The organism is Ruegeria sp. ABM4_193 (assembly GCF_056158705.1).
In genome coordinates, this window is record NZ_JBSWTT010000002.1 from 77,609 (window position 1) to 99,510 (window position 21,902).

A 21,902-nucleotide genomic window follows, 5' to 3' on the forward strand; every position below is an offset into this window, starting at 1 on the left:
CCCCAAGGATAAGGGGAAATGCGACGGCTCCGGCACTGCGTCGATGACATTGGAGGAGTTCGAAGACTGGCTGCACCCGGAGATATGCCGTTATCACAACACCCATCACACCGGGTTGCGGCGAGAACCGATGGCGGCATGGGCGATCCTCGGTTGTAGTGACGCAGACAGAAAAGTTGTTAATGCCGAGGCGTTTCGCATCAGCGTACTTCCTTTTGAATGTCGTCGGTTGTCGCTACGCATTCAGTCCCATGATCGGTCGTGGTAACCGAAAGGTAACCATCAAGCACGAACCCCGCTATATGTCCCGGATCTAGACTGTAATTGACGATAGAACGAACCTAGTTACGCGCAACAAGAACCTGTCGCGTCTCGGAATTCGCCTTGGGAGGCGCGGTGCGCGCGGACCTGAAAATAGGCGTGTCATGGCGAGCCGATCCCGGAGGCAATGCTGTTTCAGATTATTGAAGAACAAAGATGTTTCGCGTGAGCTGTTTCCACTTCATCGCCTACCACCTGCTTCAGCTCAGTCTCACGTAGAAACTTAAAAATTTTTTCGTCTGATGGTTGCTTCTTCGCCCTGCCAAATCCCCGTCTCGCACTCGGTGTATTTGCAAAGTTTTCGAGGGCTAGGGCTCATGTGTCCTTCCTGCCTGAGTATGGACTCTTTTCCAGACTTAGAGTCAAAACACGTATTGAAACTGAGCTAACAACCGACCAGCAAATATGAAATCTCAGATGGAAGTTCTCGATCAAGGATCAGCCTGACGCATGTGCCTACCTAACCTCACGCTTTGCAGAACCTGCCGCGACGCGGATTCCACCCTTTATGATCAATTAGCCGCAACGCTGGAGGCATCGGGGGTGCAAGCCGAGTTGCAGCAAGTGGATTGCATGTCCGGTTGTCACCGACCACAGACGTTGGCGGTGCGACAAAGCGGCAAGACCGCCTATCTTTTCGGTGAGGTTACGGTTGTCGATCTTCCGGACATAATGATCTTCATGCGGATGTATGAGGACAGTACTGACGGCGACTTCGCTGACGCCAGGAAGCTAGGTAAGCTACGTTTCAAGGCGATTGCACGTATACCGGCACAAAAAAGATAGCCAACATGCAACTTGCCGACCAAAGCTCCGGTGTCGAGTTTTCAGCTTACAGTTTGTGTTTTTCGACTTAGCCTTCTGCACTGAACGGCTAAAATCTAAACCAAGCCTGCCATTACCTAAGATTGACCGCTGCAGAATACTATGATGTCGCTTTCGTACTTGACGGAACAAAGCACTATGGAACAATAAAGGCTTCTACGGTGTCCAAAGGTGCCTACGCACTGGGACTGAAACGGGAATGAGGACGGTGCACCAAACTACCGCACTGAAGCCTTGACCGCCCCCGCGACTGTGAGCGGCGAGCGGCCTTCCAATACCACTGGCGTAATGGCGCTGGGAAGGGGGAAGTCTGCTGTGACCTGCGAGTCAGGAGACCGGCCGTAGGATGGACACAACATATGCCGTCGGGTGTGACGGCGAGGAGGATTAAAATGACGACAAAAACGATCAAGGCATCCGCCGCTGGCGCATCCTTTCTGCCTGCAGTATTCGCCGTGGTTCTGGGTCTAGGGATCATTACCGTGACTGGCCATGTTCAGGCTTCTGGCCTGCATGACGCGGCTCATGATGTGCGCCACGCAACTGGCTTCCCCTGCCACTAAAACAATGTTCAGTCGTATTCTGACCAGCGGCTTGTTCGCTGGTGCAGCAGCGGGGCTGATTGCCGCCCTTCTGCAGTTGTATTTCGTGCAGCCAGTGCTACTTCACGCCGAGCTCTATGAGGGCGGCGACCTGGTGCATTTTGGCGCTGATCCCGTAACTGCGCATCCCGACCTGCCCGGCATGTTCGCCGAGCCGATGCGCGATGGTCTCAGCATTATCTTCACCATGCTTACCTACACCGGCTATGCGCTAGTCCTGGCGGCGCTGATGTCAGTAGCCGAACGTCAGGGGCATGAGATCAACGGCCGCACCGGCCTGCTTTGGGGTCTTGCGGGCTTTGTCGCCTTCCACTTTGCTCCTGGCTTGTCACTGGCTCCAGAAGTTCCCGGCGTAGCGGCAGCAGATGTGGGAGTGCGTCAGATCTGGTGGACGGTCACCGTTGCCGCAGCCGGCGTAGCCATGTGGCTGATTGCCTTTGGAGGTAACCTGGTAAGCTACCTGATTGCGGCCGTGCTGCTAATGGTACCGCATATTATCGGGGCCCCTGAGCCTGAGAGTTTCTCTGGGCCGGTTCCGACCGAGATCGGGGCGCTTTTTGCTGCCCGGGCCTTCGGCATCGGCATGGCCGCCTGGGCACTCTTAGGCAGTTTCACCGGCCACTTCTGGCAGACAGAAGGCAAGCGCGCAGGCGCTGCAGTCTGATCGCGCTCCTCCATTGCTACCCCGCTGGTTACACCGGCGGGTTTTTTTTATTGAGGATGACAAGATGTCCCGTTCTCTTGCTCTCTTTGCCATCGGACTTGTCTTTGGCGGCGGTGCTGGCTTTGTGATTGCCGCCAGCAGCGGTAGCACCTTTGAGAGCCATGACCATACTGACCCGGCCCAACACGGCGGCAACATGGAGATGGCAGCGCACGACCACTCCGCTGCCACTAATCTGCCTGCCGACAGCGACGCCCCCAGTGTGGCGATCCAGATGATTAAGGATCCTATGGCGGGCTGGAATCTGCGTGTGACACCGCAGAACTTTCGCTTTGCTCCGGAAAATGCCTCCACGGCTGACGTTCCAGGCGAAGGTCACGCGCATGTTTATATCAACGGCGAAAAGCTGGGCCGCCTTTATGCCAATTGGTTACACCTTCCGTCGCTCCCCGATGGCGATGTTGAAGTAAAAGTTTCTCTCAATGGCAACAGCCACAGCCCTCTGATGGTTGAGGGTGTGCCCGTGGAGGCCAAAGTGACCGTGCAGCCTGACGGCGATGACTCCTGATTGACATTCCTGGCTGAGAAGACAACTACGCGGATTCAGCGGGTCTAAGCGGCAAGTACAGCGTGCGCGCGGGTTTTTGCCGCTCTGTATCCAAGGACAGATAAGCTGTTGCAAAGCCGCGCCGAATTCCCGTCTTGTTCCTTTGGCTTGCATCGTCGGAAACCGAAAACATGAAGCAACTACAATGGGCATTTCGGTTCTTTCCATTGCTTTTTTGACCCAGTCCAAAGCAAACTCGATCAAATCAGAGTTCACGCCACCGCGCACCTGATCGACTGGATAAACTAAGCGTTACCTGAAACCTCTTGAAGCTCTAGCTGCTAGAGGCTTTAAGACTCGAATTTGATCGTGAAAATGCGATGCAAATACATTGAACTTGTGAACCAGGCTGAGATCTATGCTGACAAGGCGCTATTTCATTCAATCAACCACTGCGCTGTTTTCCGCGTCTGCGGCCAGTCCATTGATCGCCAAAACATGGCCAACCTCGTCGCAAAAGACCTATTGGGACAGCCAGGTCACGCCATTTGATTACGATCCAGCGACCTCAAATCCATGGGGCGTTCATGACCGTTTTTTACCACGACGTGTCGTAGCAAATGATGGTTTGGTTCCTGGTGACATCCATGTCGATGCGGTCGCGCGCTATCTTTACCATATCGAGGAAGGCGGGACCGCAATGCGCTATGGCGTTGCGATCGCGCGAGGGAACCTTTACGAGCCCGGAACCTATGCTATCCGGCGCAAGGTCGAGTGGCCACATTGGACGCCAACGGCTTCAATGATCGAGCGCAACCCCGAATACGCGGAATTTCGGGATGGTATGGAACCCGGGCCAAGTAATGCTCTCGGCTCTCGAGCCCTTTATCTATACGTTGGAAATCGAGATACATATCTCAGAATTCACGGCACGCCTCAGCCTAGAAGCATCGGTGGTCGCGCAAGTTCTGGATGTGTTAGAATGATCATGGCCCATATCAATGATCTCTACCCACATGTAAGAATCGGCTCGACCGCATATTTATACTCGGCCGAAGATAGCGTCACAGCCCGCTCATAAATTTTGGGCAGCGTAGGTGGACGTCGTCGCCCTCTTTTTTATCAGGCGTCTCGCGCGGCGCAGATCGGAGCGCCATTCGTCGCGCGCAATGGTACCAATGTCGTCTCGACAGGTCCGCTGTGCTCATACCAGAAGCAATTGTCTTCTGGCAAAAGGCGTGCCGTGGCCAGATCCTGCCCCGGCCCTGCCAGCGCAACGACTGAATCTGGCACGTTGCCTGGTTCAAGTGCTTTGCTTTTGGCCCCAGTGAACTGGGCTGAGCAACCGGCAGTAATCGAGACTAACGTGATGGTAATTGCGATCCGTTTCTGCATTGACCTGTTCCAGAATTTTTTGCGTCCTCTGCGACTAGATTGCATCCACGCGACCAGCCCGCAAGAAGGAATGGAGTGTCGGTATCACGCGCAAGGAACCCGGATGCTAAAAAATTCAGAAAGGTATTGAAGCTCTAGTTACTGTAGGAACTACTTACAAAGGACCATAGAGATTCTTGAGGTCCGATCATGTCATCCGATACCCATAGCCACGACCATGGCCACGAAAACAAACATGGTCACCACGCATGCAGTAGTGGCGGGTGTGGCGCCATCGCCCCCGCCGGTCCAATTCCTGACGGCGGTAGAAGCTTTCAGGTCTCTGGCCTCGATTGCGCCGAAGAGGTTGTGATCCTGAACCGGGTTATCGGCCCGAAAGTTGGTGGTGAAGAGCATCTCGCTTTTGATGTCATCAACAGTCGAATGACGCTTCTTGAAAGTGCTGCCAAGCTTTCTGACGAAGACGTCATGCTGCTGGTTGCCTGCACCGGTATGAACGCCAAACCTTGGGATGACGGAAATGCCGCCCTGGATCAGGCGGCGCATATTGCGCGTCAGCGACGGTTCACCACACTCAGCGGAGGTTTTTGGGCGGCAGGCTTTGGCTGGCACATCTTCGAAACAGGCATGGGCGGAGCGCTTGGACTGTTTTCGGGACATGGTGAGGTTCCGATGCCTTTGCCCGAGGCCACTTTGTTCGCGGTCGCGATCTTGTTTGGCGTCTGGCTGGTGGCCCCCAAGGCCTGGTCTTCGGCGCAGCGCCTTTCGCCGGATATGAACCTTTTGATGGTTGTTGCCGTCGCTGGTGCCATCGGTCTGGGTGAGTTTTTTGAAGCGGCAACTGTAGCATTTTTCTTTTCGCTCTCTCTTTATCTGGAAAGCTGGAGTGTCGGACGGGCTCGCAACGCAGTATCCGCGCTGCTTGATCTGGCCCCCCCGGCGGTTCGGCTGGTTCGTGCTGACGGCTCAGAGGCAACGGTCCCGGCGGCGGATGTCTTTGTCGGCGACAGCTTCATCGTTCGGGGTGGGGATCGCATTCCACTTGACGGGGAAGTCATCGAAGGGGCCGGTGCCGTTGACCAGGCTCCAATCACAGGTGAAAGCGCACTGATCCCCAAAGAGCTGGGTGATGAGGTCTACGCCGGCACAATCAATGGTGAAGGCACCCTCAAAATACGTGCGACGAAAACAGCGTCCGATACCGTGCTTGCCAAGATCATCCGGATGGTCGGTGATGCTCATGCGCGCCGTGCGCCGGTTGAGCAGTGGGTAACAAAATTTGCGCGGATCTATACGCCCATCGTTATGGTCGTTGCAGTGGCCATCGCCCTGATCCCACCGCTTGCATTTGGCGCATCGTGGGGCTTTTGGTTTTACAATGCACTTGTTCTTCTGGTTATCGCCTGCCCCTGTGCACTCGTCATTTCCACGCCGGTTTCAATCGTTGCGGCTTTGACCGCTTCGGCCCGGGCCGGGGTTCTGATTAAGGGCGGTGCATATATCGAAGCCCCCGGGCGCACTACCGCACTGGCCATGGACAAGACCGGCACGATCACCATGGGCGAGCCTGAAGTGGCCAATGTCTATCCGCTGGGCGGCGCATCCGAGCGGGAACTGTTGGCAAGCGCTGCCAGCCTTGAGGTTCGATCTTCACACCCGTTGGCCCGCGCCATTCTCACCAGGGCAGAACAGACCGACATTTCGATATCTGCGGCTGAAGATATCCGAACCGTTCCCGGTCGGGGTCTTGAGGGCCGCACCGAGCGCGGAAATATCTGGCTTGGCTCTGACCGCTTCGCTGTAGAGAAGGGCTTTGGCGCGTCCATTCCTGCCGAATTGAGCAACCAGATCGAGAGCGCGGGAAGCACACTTGTGGTTGTCGGGGATGAGAACGGAGTCACCGGTTTGCTTGAGCTGCGGGACCGCATTCGCCCCGAAGCCAAGAACATCGTTGCCCGGCTTCACGCGCAGGGCGTGAAGTCAATCATCATGCTGACAGGTGACAACGAACAAACCGCGAGAGCGGTAGCAGCCGAAGTCGGCATCGACGAAGTCCGGGCCCAGCTTCTGCCGGAAGACAAGGTCGCTGCGATCGAAGAACTGGCAGAGCAACACGAGATGGTTGCGATGATCGGCGATGGCGTCAACGATGCACCTGCGATGGCTCGGGCACATTATGCGGTCGCGATGGGTGCAGTTGGGTCCGACGCTGCTATTGAGACCGCAGATATTGCTCTAATGACCGACGACATCGGTAAAGTACCCTGGCTGATCGACCATTCACGTCGAACCATGTCGATCATCCGTCAGAACATCGGCTTCTCACTTGCGACCAAAGCATTGTTTGTGACTCTGACGGGTTTTGGGCTGGCATCCATGTGGGGTGCAATCGCCGCGGATGTCGGAGTGTCCTTGCTGGTCGTGGCCAATGCCTTACGGCTTCTGAAAGCTCCGGAAGATCACACCGCCCAGACTGCGGCAAATACCCTTGGCTCGCACGGAACAGGCGCTGCGACCACATAAGAGTGGAAGCCGGACTTCAAGGTGTCCGGCTTTCGCCTCGCTTACTGGCGCGTTACATCAGGCGCACAACTGCGATCGAAAGAAAGAACGCCACCAGGCCAAAAGCGATGGCATATCCTGTAGCGTATTGAAGAATATCAAGGCTGTTGCCATTCCGGCGCTTTGCCAGGACCCCACCCCAAACGGCGCCAACCAAGGCCCCCGCGATTGCCATCATCTTACATCCTCTGATTTGGTTCTTCTGCAGTGCAGTTCGCTTCAGGTGCGCATACCCGCTAACTGATAGCCGCGCACCTGAAGCCGTTTTAAGAAACTCTCACGAACTAGATTCGCTTTTTTTGGCGACGGTATTGCCCAGCTGTTCCTCAAGCTGTGCCCGAGCATTTCTTAAGCGTTTTCGCGCTGCTTCGCTTTCAACCTCGTTGTTCGCAGCGGCAGCAAGTCGGTCGTCAGAAAGCGGGTCCGTTGGGCGCCCGTCAACCAATACTTCATAATGAAGATTGGGGCCGGTCGCGGTGCCGCTCGACCCGACACGGCCAACCATCTCGCCAGCCTCCACGCGCTGACCTTTGGCCAGACCATCGGCGGTTGCGCTAAGATGCGTATATCGCGTGACCGTATCCGATCCATGAGCGATTTCCACCACACGCCCATACCCCCCGCGCCAACCAACATAGGATACCCGGCCCGGAGCTGTCGCATGTACCGGCGTGCCGCGTGCAGCAGCAAAATCGACACCTGTATGCATCCGCACATTGCCGTAGACCGGGTGTTTTCGCCGACCAAAGACTGAACTCAGGCGCGCGCCTTCGACGGGTTGGGCAAAGACACGAAGAAGTTCACCATCAACATAGATCGTGGCGCGACCGTTGTCGTCGTCTGGCCATGCTATTTCGTAAAGCCGATCATCAACTTCCAGCGCCGCAAAAATGAGCTCGGACTGGCCCACCCTCTCGCCATCGATGCTCTTTTCGCGCCAGAGAAGACGGAGAGCTTCACCACCTGTCAGGTCCCTCCGAAAATCCACTGTCCCGCTCAGCATCTGAGCGAGATCCACCGCAAAACGAACCGGGATCTTTGCGCTACTCAGCGCATTTGAAATCGAAGTTTCGATCTCTGTTTTGCGGGCCAGAATGACAGTGTCGGGTTCCGGTGAGACCACGCGCGTGGACAACGTCTCGCTAAGTGTCACTTCAATTCTCACGCCATCTTCCACGGCGAGCTCCACACTCCACAGTTGATCCGCTGCCGTTGCAACGACTGTTATCGAGTGACCCGGCCGCAAGCGCCGCAAGTCGTATTCAGCGCCAAGTGCAAGTGCGATTTCGGCGCGATCGGTTGCGTCGATCCCCGCGTCAGACAGCATACTGTCGAGTGTGTCACCCACTGCAAGCTCGCGCGTCCATGTTCGTGAAGGTGGTTCAACAGGTGGCAAAGGTTCCTCTGCCTGAATGGGTTCCGGCTGAGCAGGTCGAAACGAAACGGGGCTTGGAGCGAGTTCTGCCGATGGTACATTCAGCAACGGAGCCGATGTGATCTGCGGTTCCGCAGGAAGTTTGGGCAGCTGAAAGACCGTGGGCGCAGGCGCCGTCATTTCAGACCTGTTCGAGGCAATGAACATGATCGAAGCAATCGAGACGCTGCTGATCGCGATCGCCGAGGTTGCTAGAAACCGTGCGTTCATGATGTTGTATCCGCTCCACTTTTCAAAGCGCGGCGGATCTTGGGTACAGCGAACTCTCTCTGCTCATGATAGTCGATGGTGCTGACAAATTCGCCTGTGGGGTTAAACAGAAAAACACTTGCGGTGTGGTTCATTGTGTAGTCGCCATCTTCCAGTGGAACTTTTTCATAATTGGCGCGAAAGTCGTCTGCGGCTTGCGCGATTTGGTCCGAAACGCCGACCCAACCGCGAATAGCCGGATGAAAGTAGCTGACATAATCGGCCATGGCATCGACCGTGTCCCTTTCAGAGTCTACGGTTATAAACACGACGTTCAACTCGTCCGCGTCATTGCCCAGATCATCCAGCCAGAGGGAAATATCCGAAAGAGTCGTCGGGCAAACATCCGGGCAGTAGGTAAAGCCGAAGAACACCATTGTTGCACGTCCGACCAGCGATTGCGGGGTGACGGTGATCCCTTCGTGATCAACCATGCGAAAGTTCATGTCCGACAACGCAAGGGGGCGAAGGCGATCGGATTGAGCCGCTCCCGGCCCATCCACTTGCCACCATCCGGCAAAGAGCGTCAGGCCGATTGCTCCAAGTCCAGCAGACCCGAATGTGAGAACGCGTCGCCGCTGCATCAGCTCTCGGGGCCTCGCGCCGCGATGCCAAATATCGGCACGTTGACGGTCTTTTCTGCGCCATCAGCAAAGATAAGAGTCAGCGTAAAGCGCTCGCCTTCGATCATAGGGCGTTGCAGCCGCATGAGCATTGCGTGGAGCCCGCCCGGCTCAAGCGCTACGAAACCACCCGGCGCAATTTCCAGCTCGCCAGCGGGTGCCATGGAACTGACGCCCTCTGCATTGGTCGATGTCTGATGGATCTCGGGCATCCTCGCAAGATCGGTGCGGATAGACGTCAGCGTGACGGCCTCATTGCCGGTGTTGCGGATCGTCATGTAAGCGACCCCAGGTCGGTTGGAGCCAATAGAAGCGCGCGACCAGGCATCTTCAACGACAACATCGTTGCCCCCTGCCAGAACCGGTGCCGAGAGAATGGCCGTCAGACCGAATGCACTCAGTACACCTGCCAGAAGAGTATTTTTTGCAGTGAGTCTCATAGTACCTCTCGCTACTGCTCAGCTTTGCAGTGCTGCAACTTCTGCAGCGACCAGGCGCCTCAATTCAGCCTCACCAAACGGATCCAGAGATTTGCCATTGACGAAGAATGTCGGAGTTTGCCTTATACCGGCCGCTTCGACATCAGCGCGATCCTGATTGAGAACACCAACTGTCTGGGGCGCAAGCATTTGTGCCTGCGCTGCCTCGGCATCCAGTCCCGCCGCTGCTGCAATTCGAATAATAAGACCAGGCTCAGGCGCACCATGCGCGGCCCATTTGGGCTGCTCTCGCAGCACGGCTTCCAGGACCGGTTCAAAGACCCCCTGCATGCGTGCCGCTTCAAGCACGCGGATCGCCTCCTCTGAGCCTTCGCCATGGAAAGGGGTGTACCGGATCACAACACGCACGGCGTCTCCATGCTGAGCCATTATGTCCTTCACGACCGGATGAAAGGCACGGCAGGCTTCACAAGCCGGATCGAAAAATTCGACAATTGTAACCGGTGCGTCTTTAGGGCCGAGAACAGGCGAGTAGGAACGGATAAGTGTTTCGGCGATTTCGGGTGCGACAGGCTCGGTGTTGCCTGAAGCAGTCGTTCGGTTCACGTACCAGGCGGCGGCCCCGAATCCGGCCCCACCGAGCGCGAGAACGGACAAGATCATGCCACGTCTGTTCATACTTGTTTCTCCTTGAGTGAAAGGGCGCACAGAACGCCGATCAGCGCGAATGAAACGAGCGCCATCAGCGGAATCGGGATGCCCAAAACAGATTGATTTGCGTCGGTGCAGGACGGACCACTTGCCGAGCATGGTTGGATTTTTTCCGGGATCAGACCAGCATACAGGCCCATGTGCCACAAGGCGACAACGGCGCCCCCCAATGCCAGTGCTATCCCGTATCGGCCCACGTTCTGGTCCTGCCACCACAGGCCAAGCCCCAGTACGATCGCCAATGGGAACATGAACGCGCGCTGGAACCAGCACAGCACACAGGGCGTCTGCCCCAGGATCTCTCCAATGAACAGAACAGAAAGAGAAGCAACCAAGGCAATCGCCCAGGCCAGGCCGAGAAGTGTATCTTTAGAAAACCGGGACATGGTGCTCAGAGTCTCTGTTTCAGATCCGCAAGAATTTCTTCGGCAGGCGTGCCATAGGACCAGGACTGGACGAATCCAGCGTCCTTGTTGAACAGAAACAGATGAGAGGTATGCCCCATCGTATATCCATCCGGCGCAGGGGTTTGTTCGATCCGTTCGTAGAATATCGGAAAGGTCTTGGACGTTTGCGCAATCTGTTCTGGCGTGCCTGTAAGCCCAATGATCCCCGCATCGAAAAGTGGCACATACTCGGCCAGGACGGCCGGAGTGTCGCGTTCGGGGTCAATTGAAATGAAGATAGGTTGCACTTGGTTTGATTGGTCGCCCAGCCCTTCCTGCACTGCTGCTACCTCAGACAGTGTTGTAGGGCATACGTCCGGGCAGTTGGTGAACCCAAAAAACACCAACATCCATTTGCCCGCAAAGTCGTTCTGAGTACGGACAACACCAGAGTGATCTGTCAGTTCGAACCTGGCTTCGAACGGGACAGACCCCTCCTCAATCCGCGCAGGTCTATATTCTGACCACAGCATCAGATAGGCAAATGCCGCCGTTGCGACACCAGCCATTACCCATAAGATTTTCTGAAACACGGTCAGTTTCAAAGTTAGCCGTCCGCCTGTGATTCTTGGTTCAGAACGGCATGTACACCCTCTACCTGCTAGAGGTTCAAAGGGGTTTTTGAGCCTGCGGCTGGGTGTCACAGGTCCACCGGCTGGAAGGTACTATTGTGCGGTGTCGACGCGAACCTACATAAGCTGTAACTTTGCAAGGAGACCCAGATGCTGACGATCGGAACGCTCGGAAAAAAGACCGGAACCAAGGTTCAGACGATCCGCTACTACGAGCAGATCGGACTTATGCCGGAACCGGGGCGCACCGAAGGTGGCCAGAGGCGTTACGGCCATGCCGAACTGGATCGCCTTGCATTCATCCGTCATTCCCGCCAATTGGGGTTTTCGCTTGAGGCGATACGCGAACTGCTTGATTTGTCCGACGATCCGGATCGCCCATGTCATGAAGCCGACAGTATCGCGCGCCGGCAACTCAAACAGATTGAGCAAAGAATGGCGCGGCTGGAAGCGTTGCGGACCGAGCTGGAGCGCATGGTGCATGAATGCAGTGGCGGCAACACCTCGGACTGTCGTGTTCTCGAAGTTCTGCGCGATCATTCCGAATGTCTTACTGATCACGAAGAAATCGGCGCGTAACCCCGGGCAGCGTTATTGCGAACTGGAATTAGCCTCTTGAAGCTATAGTCACTATAGCAGTTAAAAGTCTTTCTGAGTTGATTCGACGAGAGACCAAATGCTGAACCGAGACCCGTTGCTAACCGCCACACCTCTGCTTGATTTTGAAACACCCGCAATTTTGGGGCTCATAACGGAACGGAGCTGGCCCGATCTGCCTGTATTGGATCGAATTGGCGCTATTTATGATTTCGTGCGTAACGAGATTGCCTTTGGTTACAACCGTGCAGACGATATCCCGGCGTCAGAGGTACTCGCCAATGGCTATGGGCAATGCAATACCAAGGGCACTCTTCTGATGGCACTGTTTCGCGGCAGCGGTATCCGATGCCGTTTGCATGGCTTTACGATCCACAAAGAATTGCAGAGGGGTGTGGTTCCCGAGCTTTTCTATCCGATGGCGCCGATGGAGATTGTGCATTCATGGGTCGAAGTCGAAGCAGAGGGTACGTGGCTAAAGCTGGAAGGCTTTATTCTGGATGAGCTTTTCTTACGCGTGTTGCAGCAGACATTTCCCAAAACAGAAAGCCTGTGTGGGTATGGTGTGGGGACGGATTGCCTGAGCGATCCCCAGGTCGAATGGGAAGGCCGTGACACATACATTCAAAGAAACGGCATCGTGCAGGATTTTGGGGTCTTTGACTCCCCTGACTCCTTCTATGTCCGTCACAGGCAGAACTTTGGCTTTTTCCGTGAACTGATGTACCGAGTCGTCGTGAGGCATTGGATGAACGCACGTGTCAGAGCACTACGCACTGGCAGGCTGGTAGCAAATGTTTCGGCAACACATTCCCATGGAAACAGCGGTGAATCCGTTTGAACGCTAGATTGGCACCAAGAATTTTCCTCAACGCAGGCGACTTTCAATCTAGCAAGCTTGAGGCCTTAACAAACCAGCGTGAGGGGGTGTGTAGCAGACTACACCGGCCCGGTTTCAAGCGAAGCATCCAACCTTCAACCGCGATGGAAGAAAGGAAAGACACGAGCCTTTTCCTTGGAGAATTGGGAGATTCCGGCTTAGTTGAACCGTTTTTGCAAGGCCGTATTCAGCGCCTCTGACAATAAAACCAGAACAATGATTGCCAACGTCACGGTCGCAGCCTTTTCATACTGAAACGACCGTACATAGGTTTGCACATACAGCCCGATGCCACCGGCACCGACAATGCCCAGTATCAGGCTTTCGCGCAGATTTAGTTCAAACCGAAATACGGTATCGCGCATGATCACAGGCGCCATCTGCGGCCAGATCGCCCAACGCAACTGTTGAATTCTGTTGGCTCCCGCGCTTTCAAGCGCCGCCACAGGAGCGGTAGCAACGTTGTCGATGGCTTCCGCATAGAACTTTGCCAACATGCCAGTCGCGTGAAATGTGATTGCCAGAATACCGGGAAGTGGTCCCAACCCAACAGCGCCCACCATTAGCATGGCGACCAGGATCAGCGGGATCGACCGGATAACCGCCAGCAAGGCGCGGACGGGGCGCCAAATTGTTGGTGACACCATAGTTTCAGAGGCCAGAAGGGCCAGTCCCGAGGACAGGATTACAGCGAACAATGTTCCCAGAATGGCGATCCTCAGTGTCTCCGCCAGCCCTGTCAGAACCTCGCGCCAAACGGACAGGTCAGGTGGGATCATGCGCCCCATAAACTCTGCCAGACGGGGCCCTGCGCCTGGCAGCTTGCCCAATCCCATATCCCCGCTGGTCAGCGACCACAGGATCGCCAGAGCCAGCATGACCCAAATGACAGATCGGCCCATCAACTGACTACACGCAGCCCCGATGTGACACTGGCGCCGTGATACAGCTCGTCGATGTCCCCGCTGGTAAATTGAGCCGACGGTTTGTCGAACAATACCACGCCATCTCGCAGGCCTATGATGCGCTCGGCAAAGCGGCGCGACAGATCCGGCTGATGCGAGCTGAAAATGACGCCGATACCACGGCTACGTGCAGAGCTTGTGATCAGGCTCAGAATTCGTTCGGCGTGAGCAGGGTCCAAATTGCTGACGGGCTCATCCGCAAGGATCAACTCGGGTTCTTGTGCCAGACATCTGGCAATCGCAACGCGCTGCCGTTGCCCACCCGACAACTGATCGGCACGGCGGCTTGCCAGGTCTGACAGCCCCGTATCCTGAAGCGCCCGTGTCACGCACATGTGGTCCTCTTCCCGGAACCGCCCCCAAAGCGAAGACCAGATATTCATCCGGCCCATCCGACCGTTCATTACATTCTGATAAACACTCTGCCGATCAACCAGTGCGAATTCCTGAAAGATAAAGCCGGTATTGGCACGGTCCTCGCGGGATGGAACCCCAGTTGCCAAAAGTGGCTTGCCAAGCACCTGGGCTTCGCCGTGCCAACCACGCAAACGACCGTCCAACAAAGCCAGCATCGTTGATTTGCCCGCACCCGAAGGACCGAGTAGCGCGACGCTTTCACCGGGCTGCACTGATAGTGAAACTTCTGTAAGCGCCGCTGCACTGGCAAAGTGTTGCGATATCGCGTTGAGTGAAACTACAGGATTCATTTCAGAAACCCATACCGCCGCGCAGTCTCGCGCACGCCCTCGTAAACCGATGGATCAGCAGGAAGATAGCCATCCGGGCCATAGAGGTAGGCCAACAGATGACGGTTCTCACTCTCGTTGAGGCGCAGCATGGTTTCAATGAACTTTGCCTGCAGCCCGGCGTCCAGATCAGGGCGGGCAATGATTGCGTGGCTGGGAATTTGTTCTGATTCCGCCAGCACCTTGACCTCGGCCTGCTGATCCGGGGTCAGATAGAGATCGGCATACTGGCTTGCGCCTGCCGCATCGACCAGTCCGTTGGCCATGGCCTGCATCGCTTGCTGATATCCGCCAGCAAAGAATTTCTGCCCGAAAAAGCTGTCGGCATCGCCCGTGCCCGCGAACAGCCCGGCGCGCACAAACAGATCAAGCGGATAGATGTAACCGGATTCCGAGACCGGATCGGAAAAGGCGATGTCACGTCCCCGGAGATCGGCCAGCGCTTCGATTCCGCTGTCACGCCGCACGAAGACCCGGCCCGAATAGCTGGGTTGCCCGCGATAAACCTCGGACAATAGCGGTACGGCGCCGATCTGGTCTTCGGCCAACACAAAGGGCAACGCTCCCATGAACGAGATATCGGCATCACCGTTGCGCAGCGCCTCAACGGCAGCAGCGTGGTCGAACGTGACAAACCCCGTGACCGGGACGCCCATCTGCTCTGAAAGCCAGCCGGTGATGACGTTGATGTCACCCAACAGCTTTTCGGGGTTCTCCTGCGGGATGAAGGCCAGCTTCAGCCCCTGGTCAGTTGCAGCCATTACGGGCATGGCTGCAGATGCGGCTGCAGCGACCAGAAAATTGCGGCGCGACAACATCAGAACATCCTCTCGTCAATTTCGGCCTGCATGGACTTGAACAGTTCCCACTGGCGGATGGCTTCGGTCCAGTTTCCTTCGGCGCTGGCATCGCCAACCGCTCGCAGGATCGCGGCGAATTCGTAGATTTCGGGCTTGGCGTTCTGATTGACCATGACACTGGCATCCGCGGCCAGATCAGGAGCTACCGTGTCGATCAGAACCGCTATGTTTTCGGCATCCTGCATCGGCAGCAGGGTATCGAGCGTACTGGCGAATGTCGTCAGCTCTTCCCAGGACAAGCGGAATACGCTGTTGCGACCTTCGAATACTTGATAGGGGTCTTCACCGTCTCCAACAGCTTCGACGTAGGCCGTCAGATCTGCGCGCTGTGCTTCGTCCAAACCCAAATTTTTGGTATCATTGAACCAGTCAACAACGCTGGCCAGCGTCGGCAGCGATCCGTCATGCATGTAAGGTGCAGTGAAATTGACGTTGCGCAGCGTCGGGGTTTCGAACGCAGAAGCCGTGCCGCCGGGGAATGGTGGTTCAGCGCTGCCGATGTCGTAGGTCAGACCATCGCGGAACTGACGGTCAGGCGTGTGACACGAAGCGCAGGATTTGTCACCAAGTCCGGCAAATTTGGTGTTGAACAGCAACTCCCCGCGCTTGGCGGCATCTGACGCCAGATCGGTCAGCTTGCCGGACCGGTCGATCTTTGGGTTGGGAAGAAAGTCGAACTGTTTGACATAGGCTTCCAGCGCGTCCAGTTGGAACGGCGTTGGTTCCTTTCCCGCGAATTCGGTCACAATCACATTTCGGATGAACCGGCGCAGGCTGGGTTCGCGCCCGTCGCGGCCATAAGGTGCGGTAAAGCGGATGCCACGCATAGAAGGCGTGTCCAAGTGATCATCGGTCCGGTCATTGAACATTGGATTGAAAAACGATCCGTCCACATCCATCCCACCCGGATGGGATGAAAGGCCCGGAATGAAGAAATCCCGGTTCACGTCGGAGCGGTTGTGGCAGGTCGAGCAGGCGATGCCCAACTCACGCGCCGGGCCGCCGAAGATTTCGGGGCTGTCGAACAGCATGTCACCGTAGGCCACCAGCGGTAGATTAGCTTCATCCTCACCCGCCTCCTCAAACTGAAGAACCAGCCGCGGCAGCTGCGCCTGATCTCCGATGTTTGACCCTGGCGGCAGCGTGGCGGGCATTGTGATTTGTTCGCCGGAAAGCACAACTGTTTCAGGCAGCGGTGTTAACTTGTCGCGTTGGGCATACTCGGATGGCAGATAGTTGGCACGAATATAGGCAGCGACAATGGCCTGAGCTTCTGCAAATTGGTCGGCATCCACCGTTTGGGCGCCGTTGCCCAGTACTCCTGCGCTGCCAAGGGTGGAGTTCAGAACCAGCCATGCCCGGCCCAGGTCGCGAGCCGCCGACGTGTCCGCAGCCTTGATACCATCTTCGAATGCGCGGAACAGAGCAGCCGCTTGCGCGACCTCGCGGGCCGCCTCAGGCTGACCCAGCGCGGTCTTTGCGACATCCAGATGGCGCAGGATTCCCTCCGCAATGGCAGTTGTGCTTGCTTCGAACAGCGCCTGCCGATCTTCGGCTTGCATAGCTTGGTTGATCGCAAGCGCTTCGTTGTCGGAGACGCGTGATAGGGGAGCGACCTGAATGTCACTGCCAGGTGCGGGCGAAGTCCAACTCCTCTCAATTTCATCCCAGGGAACCGGGGTTAGATTTCCCATGAACAAGGTCAGTCGATACGCGGCAGCGCGCGGGGCCCAAGGAGATTCTTCAATCGCCGTGGCATCCGCGATCACTGGCAGTGCGCAAAGAAGTGTGGACGCTATCAGATGTTTCATAGCACTGTCTATTTAAGTTAGCCTTGTCTAATTTAAGGATGAAGGCATGCTCATTGTCAAGCTCGGCTTTCAGGTGCATACACTGGAGACTAGACCAGCGACGTAATCATGAGCCGATGACCGAAACAAAACCGGTAAATTCAGATCGTAGTATTGATACCCAGGCGAGCGGGTTTGAGGCTGTGCGACAGGCTCACCAAAGCGAAATGGTTGAAGACTACGTTGAACTTATCGCGGAGCTGATCCATCAGAATGGTGCAGCGCGCCCGGTCGAAATAGCCGAGCGATTGGGCGTGACCCAACCTACGGTTTCCAAAAATTTGACTCGTTTGAAACGAGAGGGTTTCATTGAGCAAATACCTTACCGCTCACTTCAGTTGACCGATGCCGGGCGTCAATTGGCGGAAGCTTGTAGAAGGCGTCACCGGATTGTCGTGGAGTTCCTGATCGCCTTGGGCGTTTCACCGGAAGTGGCAGAGCATGACGCTGAAGGTATTGAGCATCATGTAAGTGACGAAACTCTTGCAGTGTTTGAACGGTTCGTTGGGCGGGCCGATGAAGCAAAGTAGAAACAAATAGAGCCTCAAATATGTTTGCGAAATTTGGTAGATCTAATTTCAGATAGACAGAGATTGTCCTAAGTTGCAGCTAGACAGTGACGCTATCTGAGGGTGGGTGGCCCGGCGCGAAACTACGTGGTACCTGAAAATCGATACAGGTGCAGCGTAGTGAACGAACCCTTAGAACAAGAATCCAATTCGGTAGACGATCTGGCTCGCTTAATAATCGGCGTCAAGATTTCCAGCGGCAAAAAACCTGACTACAGCAGCGATCTCGATACTGAATAGGCGAAAACTGAAAGGTTGCGTAAGAATAACAAATGTCGAAATCAAAGTGTCACTCATTGCACTGCTGACGAGGTGGCCACAACTGATCACTTGGTTTTCGGTTCCTGTCCTAGTGAGATCCAATACACCTTTGTTCAACTGGCCTTTAGTGATATTCTTTTGAAAAAATCAAAATGAGCCGGGCAGTTCCTATGAAAAGACGTTTGTTTCTCTCTGGCTTCATAGCCGCCTTTTTGTCTGGCTGTGCAAACAAGTTCCGTACTTACAATGGGCCGGTTGTGACTCGGCTTCGGCTATACAAAGGGCAGCGCCTACTTATCCTCGATGGTAGTGAGCGTGTCTTGCGGACTTTTCCGATTGGACTCGGATTTGCCCCCGAAGGTCACAAGCAATTCGAAGGAGACGGGCGAACACCTGAAGGCTCCTATGTAATTGACCGTCGCAATCCCGAAAGCCTTTTCCATCTTTCAATCGGAATCTCTTATCCGAACGAGGCGGATTCTGCGTTTGCCCGAGCTCGGGGTCGTTCTCCGGGCGGTGATATTTTTATCCATGGCGGCCCTCGCCCTGGAATTGATCCCACGAACAAGCGTGACTGGACCGCAGGGTGCGTCGCTGTCACAGATCAGGAGATTGAAGAGATCTACGCTATGGTCAAAGACGGAACGCCAATTGAAATCTATTCATAGAGGGACAGGTTCCAAATAGACAACGATTGCGGATTTGCCTTAGCGCTACGTTGACGGCGTCAGAAGCTATTACTGGAGCTTTCACGGCCAACGCCAGACTCGCTGTTTCGGCGAACGGGTCAGCACCTCCTGTGAAACCACGCTGGGCAAGATCCTCCAGTATACCAGGGCATTGCAGAGATAAGGCCTCAATCTCCAATTTTTGGCTGTTCGAACGAAGGTGACAGCATCTGCTGCCCTCGCGTCTAAGGGCTCTGTAGCCAAGCTTTGAACGTGACGCGTTTTCAGCAGAATAGGAGATTTAGAAACCAGAGTTAGAGTGGGCTCTACTACGGTGGCACAGCGGCGTAAGCGAAATTACGTGAAACTTGCGCCTGCGGTCTTTTCAAAGACAAAGCAGTGCGTTTTAGCCGAATTCAGAGATACCTAATCCGCAATCTTTGATCAATGTTACGCGCAAGTTCCTCGACCACCTCGTTTGCACTCAAGTTAAACTCTCTCACGAGATCCGTGATCTGGACCGGCTGAAAGCTATCAGCGTTCCGAACCAGTCTGCCGTCTTCAAAAGCGATAAACTCGTGAGACCTGCCACCCCAACGGACGATCCCACCGCATAGTCGCTGACTTTCCATATTGACCAGTTCGGCCACAGGGTCGGCAAAGAAATCGCTCCACTTAAGAAATCCAGTACTGACTGCCCGCGCCACTGCCTGTTCAATCGTCCGGCTTTTGAGCTTGGTGGTGATCGAAGCAGTCAGTGCCTCTACCATTCGCGAAGAATGCCCCGTCTGCCTGGCAATGACAGACGGTATCAAACCCGACGCGAGCATCTTCAACACATCCAGTTCATCGCCAGACAGGGAATCCGAGGGAAAGTTGAATACGGTTTCAATGACATCTAGCGCAAGCAGATGCAGGACCTGTGCCTCATGGCGAAGGGCAGGGAGCATTGTAGCGACCAAGGCGTCCCACTCAGACCGCGGCAGATTGGACGTAACCGTAAAAACACCACGCTCACCAAACGGATTGATAGCCGGAATGGAAAGGCCGTTCTGACCCACACCAAATTCCCTTGCAGCCTCGAATAGCGGTGCATGTTCACGCTGGTCATCAAACACAGCCCAATCAATTGGTGCAATCATTGCAGCGCCAAAGCGAATGAGGGGATCGGCCAGAACCAGATCGTTGTCGACGTAATGCCTGACCCATTCGGCCGGGAACGTGGTGCAGCCGTGGACAACGTTGTGATACTTGTCGATATGGGCGTAGGACGCATTTTCCAGTCCAAACCTGGAGCAAATCTCCTGGAGGCGCGCTTCGCCTGTTTGCCTGAAATCCAGTTCAGAATTGCCAATATCCGCGATTTTCATAAGCTGTCTTTCTGTTCCGCGTTGCCGTTGGGGCCGATTAGCAACCTAAAGCTGAACAAACTACTCGGGAATTCCCGTAGCCAATCACAGATTTGAATACGGTTCTGTTCTGGAGGCGGAAACAGAGCGATATCCTGCCGATGAGACACGTCAATTTGAGCAGCTGGCGGGCATAATCCGACACAGCTAAAACCCGCTCTAGTGGTCTTGCGGAAGCCCGTCTTCCTCCTCTCGGGCTCTACGCGCCAAAAGCCCCATGAAACTGGAAATCAGGTTCAATTTACCCCGTTCTTCAGCTTGCACCATGCCGCGAAGGTATCCACCCGAATTAACCACGGGCGGCAACCGCGGATCACTCAGCCTCGCATCCGTGATTACTCCAGCCAGGATCGCTCCCATGATGGTCAACCGATCAATCGCCGCGTGCCAGGCGGAGACATTGGTGCCAATCTCCGAAAGTCGGGACCAAACACCGGTCTCAATCGCAAAGAGGCTTGGCTTGGAATTCTGATCTCCACCACCGGCGATATCGATATGCATGCGCAACTCGGGTGAGGCCAGTTCATAAAGGATGCGATTGTTCACCCGCGGTAGTTTTTGGGCCTTGCGTGATGCCGTATCTGTCGGATGATTGCTTTCTAAGCAATTCGGAGGGCCGTCAGGCCCGAAGCCGGAACAATCTGGTTCCGAGGCTTTTGCCGAGGACATTGAACTCTCGCCATCGGCGTTACAGGACAGAATTGTTTCTTCAATTTGGTCTTGTATATGGGACCCGAAACGGGCTTCGGGTTCACCCGAAATTTCACCGGGTTTTGCGACATGATCTTCGATCCATTTCCAAAGGTCATGAGCCGCTTGAACGTGTAGCTTGAGCGCCTCCAGCGACATGTATTTCAGCTTGTCTGCGCGCGGCCAGGACCGAAACGCGTCCATCTTCGCGTCGAAACCTTCAGGAGGGCAGGGGAGTGAGGCAAGCACGGCCAGGCTGTGTTTCACATATCGATACAGCCGTGATCGATCCCCGCGCAGCTCGTCATGTTCTTTCTTCTCGGCTTTGCTTTGCTCGTCTGCGTCGCGCATCTCTGAAATGAGGTTCAGAGCAGGGGTCAGAAAGAGGCCGAGCCCCTTGCGCTTACAGCGCGCCCCATTTGCACCAAGCCTGCGTTGGAGCAGGCCAATCAATTCCAGTTCTCGTTCGTGATTGTGGATTGTCCGATCTGTCACGCCACGCCCGGCAATCAGTGTTTCCTGGCGCGCGTAGCAAAAGGGTTCCTGAGACGGGTCTCGAAACACGCATGGCGAGATCATGTCGATGATGATCTCAAAGGTGCGAATACACTGGGCCGAAGCGCCCCTGATTTGCGCATAGCACACACAGAGCTGTCGAAACCTGTCTCGGTTCCAACCCTCGGGAAGGCCGTTGTGAAAAGGTATGTTTTCGTGGTGATGTGTGGATGCGATCTGCCGAAAGCTCATTGTTTTGGCTTCCCTTGGAAAAGGTCAGTATTGGCATCGCGTCTTTGCGGGGCATGGAATTCGGAATGGTTCAACGGTCTCATGTTCTACTTCTCATCGGGGAAGCAAAGCGGGTTGAACCTCAGCGAAAAGACACAGAAAAACCGTTCGCACAGATGCGTTTATCCTTGTCAGTAAATTGGGAGTTTCCTATAAATCAGGTGATCAAACGTGACTTAGGAAGATCCCCGCTGAGGCCCCGCCTTGCGGGGGTTTTTTGTTTTTGGGA

At 55.3% G+C, this 21,902-nt stretch carries 24 protein-coding genes and 1 riboswitch; of the genes, 10 read left to right on the forward strand and 14 right to left on the reverse strand.

Annotated elements, in window-relative coordinates:
* Window positions 1-771 precede the first annotated feature (771 nt).
* The 5 genes from ACXADZ_RS18230 to ACXADZ_RS18250 all read left to right on the forward strand — a co-directional run bounded on the left by ACXADZ_RS18230 (window position 772) and on the right by ACXADZ_RS18250 (window position 4,040).
* Window positions 772-1,107 (forward strand): DUF1636 family protein, encoded by a 336-nt coding sequence (locus ACXADZ_RS18230; RefSeq protein WP_170634680.1) that lies wholly within the window; start codon window positions 772-774, stop codon window positions 1,105-1,107.
* Between the two features lie 181 nt (window positions 1,108-1,288).
* Window positions 1,289-1,504: riboswitch (cobalamin riboswitch) on the forward strand.
* A 34-nt stretch (window positions 1,505-1,538) separates the two neighbouring features.
* Complete coding sequence (locus tag ACXADZ_RS18235; RefSeq protein WP_170481539.1) at window positions 1,539-1,709, forward strand: CbtB domain-containing protein; 171 nt, start codon at window positions 1,539-1,541, stop codon at window positions 1,707-1,709.
* A 4-nt stretch (window positions 1,710-1,713) separates the two neighbouring features.
* A complete protein-coding gene (locus ACXADZ_RS18240) occupies window positions 1,714-2,412 on the forward strand; it encodes a CbtA family protein (RefSeq protein WP_170634742.1) in 699 nt (232 codons plus the stop codon).
* 64 nt (window positions 2,413-2,476) lie between these two features.
* Window positions 2,477-2,980, forward strand: a complete 504-nt coding sequence (locus ACXADZ_RS18245) for a hypothetical protein (RefSeq protein ID WP_170634678.1) — start codon at window positions 2,477-2,479, stop codon at window positions 2,978-2,980.
* Window positions 2,981-3,377: 397 nt separating this feature from the next.
* Window positions 3,378-4,040: a L,D-transpeptidase gene (locus tag ACXADZ_RS18250; RefSeq protein ID WP_170634676.1), complete on the forward strand. Its 663-nt coding sequence runs from the start codon at window positions 3,378-3,380 to the stop codon at window positions 4,038-4,040.
* Window positions 4,041-4,081: 41 nt separating this feature from the next.
* On the opposite strand, the gene ACXADZ_RS18255 is transcribed toward ACXADZ_RS18250, so the two are convergent.
* Window positions 4,082-4,354: a hypothetical protein gene (locus tag ACXADZ_RS18255; RefSeq protein WP_209251491.1), complete on the reverse strand. Its 273-nt coding sequence runs from the start codon at window positions 4,352-4,354 to the stop codon at window positions 4,082-4,084.
* Window positions 4,355-4,543: 189 nt separating this feature from the next.
* Here ACXADZ_RS18255 and ACXADZ_RS18260 point away from each other — a divergent pair, with 189 nt between their 5' ends.
* Entirely contained in the window at window positions 4,544-6,877 is a 2,334-nt protein-coding gene (locus ACXADZ_RS18260) for a heavy metal translocating P-type ATPase (RefSeq protein WP_475198686.1), read from the forward strand.
* 52 nt (window positions 6,878-6,929) lie between these two features.
* On the opposite strand, the gene ACXADZ_RS18265 is transcribed toward ACXADZ_RS18260, so the two are convergent.
* From ACXADZ_RS18265 to ACXADZ_RS18295, 7 genes are all read right to left on the reverse strand, one after another.
* Window positions 6,930-7,094 (reverse strand): hypothetical protein, encoded by a 165-nt coding sequence (locus ACXADZ_RS18265; protein WP_170481525.1) that lies wholly within the window; start codon window positions 7,092-7,094, stop codon window positions 6,930-6,932.
* Between the two features lie 99 nt (window positions 7,095-7,193).
* Window positions 7,194-8,561 carry a M23 family metallopeptidase gene (locus ACXADZ_RS18270; protein WP_209251493.1) on the reverse strand — a complete coding sequence of 456 codons (1,368 nt, stop codon included), beginning with the start codon at window positions 8,559-8,561 and terminating at the stop codon, window positions 7,194-7,196.
* A complete protein-coding gene (locus ACXADZ_RS18275; protein ID WP_209251494.1) occupies window positions 8,558-9,184 on the reverse strand; it encodes an SCO family protein in 627 nt (208 codons plus the stop codon). Before ACXADZ_RS18275 ends, ACXADZ_RS18270 begins: the two co-directional genes overlap by 4 nt.
* A complete protein-coding gene (locus ACXADZ_RS18280; protein ID WP_209251495.1) occupies window positions 9,184-9,663 on the reverse strand; it encodes a copper chaperone PCu(A)C in 480 nt (159 codons plus the stop codon). The genes ACXADZ_RS18275 and ACXADZ_RS18280 overlap by 1 nt, the downstream gene beginning before the upstream one ends.
* An 18-nt stretch (window positions 9,664-9,681) precedes the next feature.
* Entirely contained in the window at window positions 9,682-10,341 is a 660-nt protein-coding gene (locus ACXADZ_RS18285; protein WP_209251496.1) for a DsbA family protein, read from the reverse strand.
* Complete coding sequence (locus tag ACXADZ_RS18290; protein ID WP_209251498.1) at window positions 10,338-10,760, reverse strand: disulfide bond formation protein B; 423 nt, start codon at window positions 10,758-10,760, stop codon at window positions 10,338-10,340. Before ACXADZ_RS18290 ends, ACXADZ_RS18285 begins: the two co-directional genes overlap by 4 nt.
* Window positions 10,761-10,765: 5 nt before the next feature.
* The gene (locus ACXADZ_RS18295; protein WP_209251500.1) at window positions 10,766-11,329 is read right to left on the reverse strand and encodes an SCO family protein; all 564 of its coding nucleotides are present in this window, start codon (window positions 11,327-11,329) and stop codon (window positions 10,766-10,768) included.
* Window positions 11,330-11,542: 213 nt separating this feature from the next.
* Between ACXADZ_RS18295 and ACXADZ_RS18300 the strand changes: the two genes are divergently transcribed.
* Window positions 11,543-11,971 carry a MerR family transcriptional regulator gene (locus ACXADZ_RS18300; RefSeq protein WP_170634659.1) on the forward strand — a complete coding sequence of 143 codons (429 nt, stop codon included), beginning with the start codon at window positions 11,543-11,545 and terminating at the stop codon, window positions 11,969-11,971.
* A 97-nt stretch (window positions 11,972-12,068) separates the two neighbouring features.
* The gene (locus tag ACXADZ_RS18305) at window positions 12,069-12,830 is read left to right on the forward strand and encodes a transglutaminase-like domain-containing protein (protein ID WP_170634657.1); all 762 of its coding nucleotides are present in this window, start codon (window positions 12,069-12,071) and stop codon (window positions 12,828-12,830) included.
* Window positions 12,831-13,027: 197 nt separating this feature from the next.
* Here the strand turns inward: ACXADZ_RS18305 and phnE are convergent, their stop codons facing one another.
* Genes phnE through ACXADZ_RS18325 form a run of 4 tightly spaced genes read right to left on the reverse strand, consistent with a single transcriptional unit; the run spans window position 13,028 to window position 17,251 of the window.
* On the reverse strand, window positions 13,028-13,771 hold the full coding sequence (gene phnE, locus ACXADZ_RS18310; protein ID WP_209251502.1) for a phosphonate ABC transporter, permease protein PhnE: 744 nt from the start codon (window positions 13,769-13,771) through the stop codon (window positions 13,028-13,030).
* Window positions 13,771-14,541, reverse strand: coding sequence for a phosphonate ABC transporter ATP-binding protein (locus ACXADZ_RS18315; protein WP_209251504.1), 771 nt, complete (start codon window positions 14,539-14,541; stop codon window positions 13,771-13,773). Before ACXADZ_RS18315 ends, phnE begins: the two co-directional genes overlap by 1 nt.
* On the reverse strand, window positions 14,538-15,398 hold the full coding sequence (locus ACXADZ_RS18320) for a phosphate/phosphite/phosphonate ABC transporter substrate-binding protein (protein ID WP_170634651.1): 861 nt from the start codon (window positions 15,396-15,398) through the stop codon (window positions 14,538-14,540). The genes ACXADZ_RS18315 and ACXADZ_RS18320 overlap by 4 nt, the downstream gene beginning before the upstream one ends.
* Complete coding sequence (locus ACXADZ_RS18325) at window positions 15,398-17,251, reverse strand: cytochrome c peroxidase (protein WP_170634649.1); 1,854 nt, start codon at window positions 17,249-17,251, stop codon at window positions 15,398-15,400. Before ACXADZ_RS18325 ends, ACXADZ_RS18320 begins: the two co-directional genes overlap by 1 nt.
* Window positions 17,252-17,367: 116 nt before the next feature.
* Here ACXADZ_RS18325 and mntR point away from each other — a divergent pair, with 116 nt between their 5' ends.
* A complete protein-coding gene (gene mntR / locus ACXADZ_RS18330) occupies window positions 17,368-17,820 on the forward strand; it encodes a manganese-binding transcriptional regulator MntR (protein ID WP_170634647.1) in 453 nt (150 codons plus the stop codon).
* Between the two features lie 470 nt (window positions 17,821-18,290).
* Entirely contained in the window at window positions 18,291-18,788 is a 498-nt protein-coding gene (locus ACXADZ_RS18335) for a L,D-transpeptidase family protein (RefSeq protein ID WP_170634645.1), read from the forward strand.
* A gap of 416 nt (window positions 18,789-19,204) precedes the next feature.
* Here ACXADZ_RS18335 and ACXADZ_RS18340 read toward each other — a convergent pair whose 3' ends face one another.
* Together ACXADZ_RS18340 and ACXADZ_RS18345 are read right to left on the reverse strand one after the other, a co-directional pair.
* A complete protein-coding gene (locus ACXADZ_RS18340; protein WP_170634642.1) occupies window positions 19,205-20,158 on the reverse strand; it encodes a helix-turn-helix transcriptional regulator in 954 nt (317 codons plus the stop codon).
* A gap of 198 nt (window positions 20,159-20,356) precedes the next feature.
* Entirely contained in the window at window positions 20,357-21,634 is a 1,278-nt protein-coding gene (locus ACXADZ_RS18345; protein ID WP_170634640.1) for a helix-turn-helix domain-containing protein, read from the reverse strand.
* Between the last annotated feature and the right edge of the window lie 268 nt (window positions 21,635-21,902).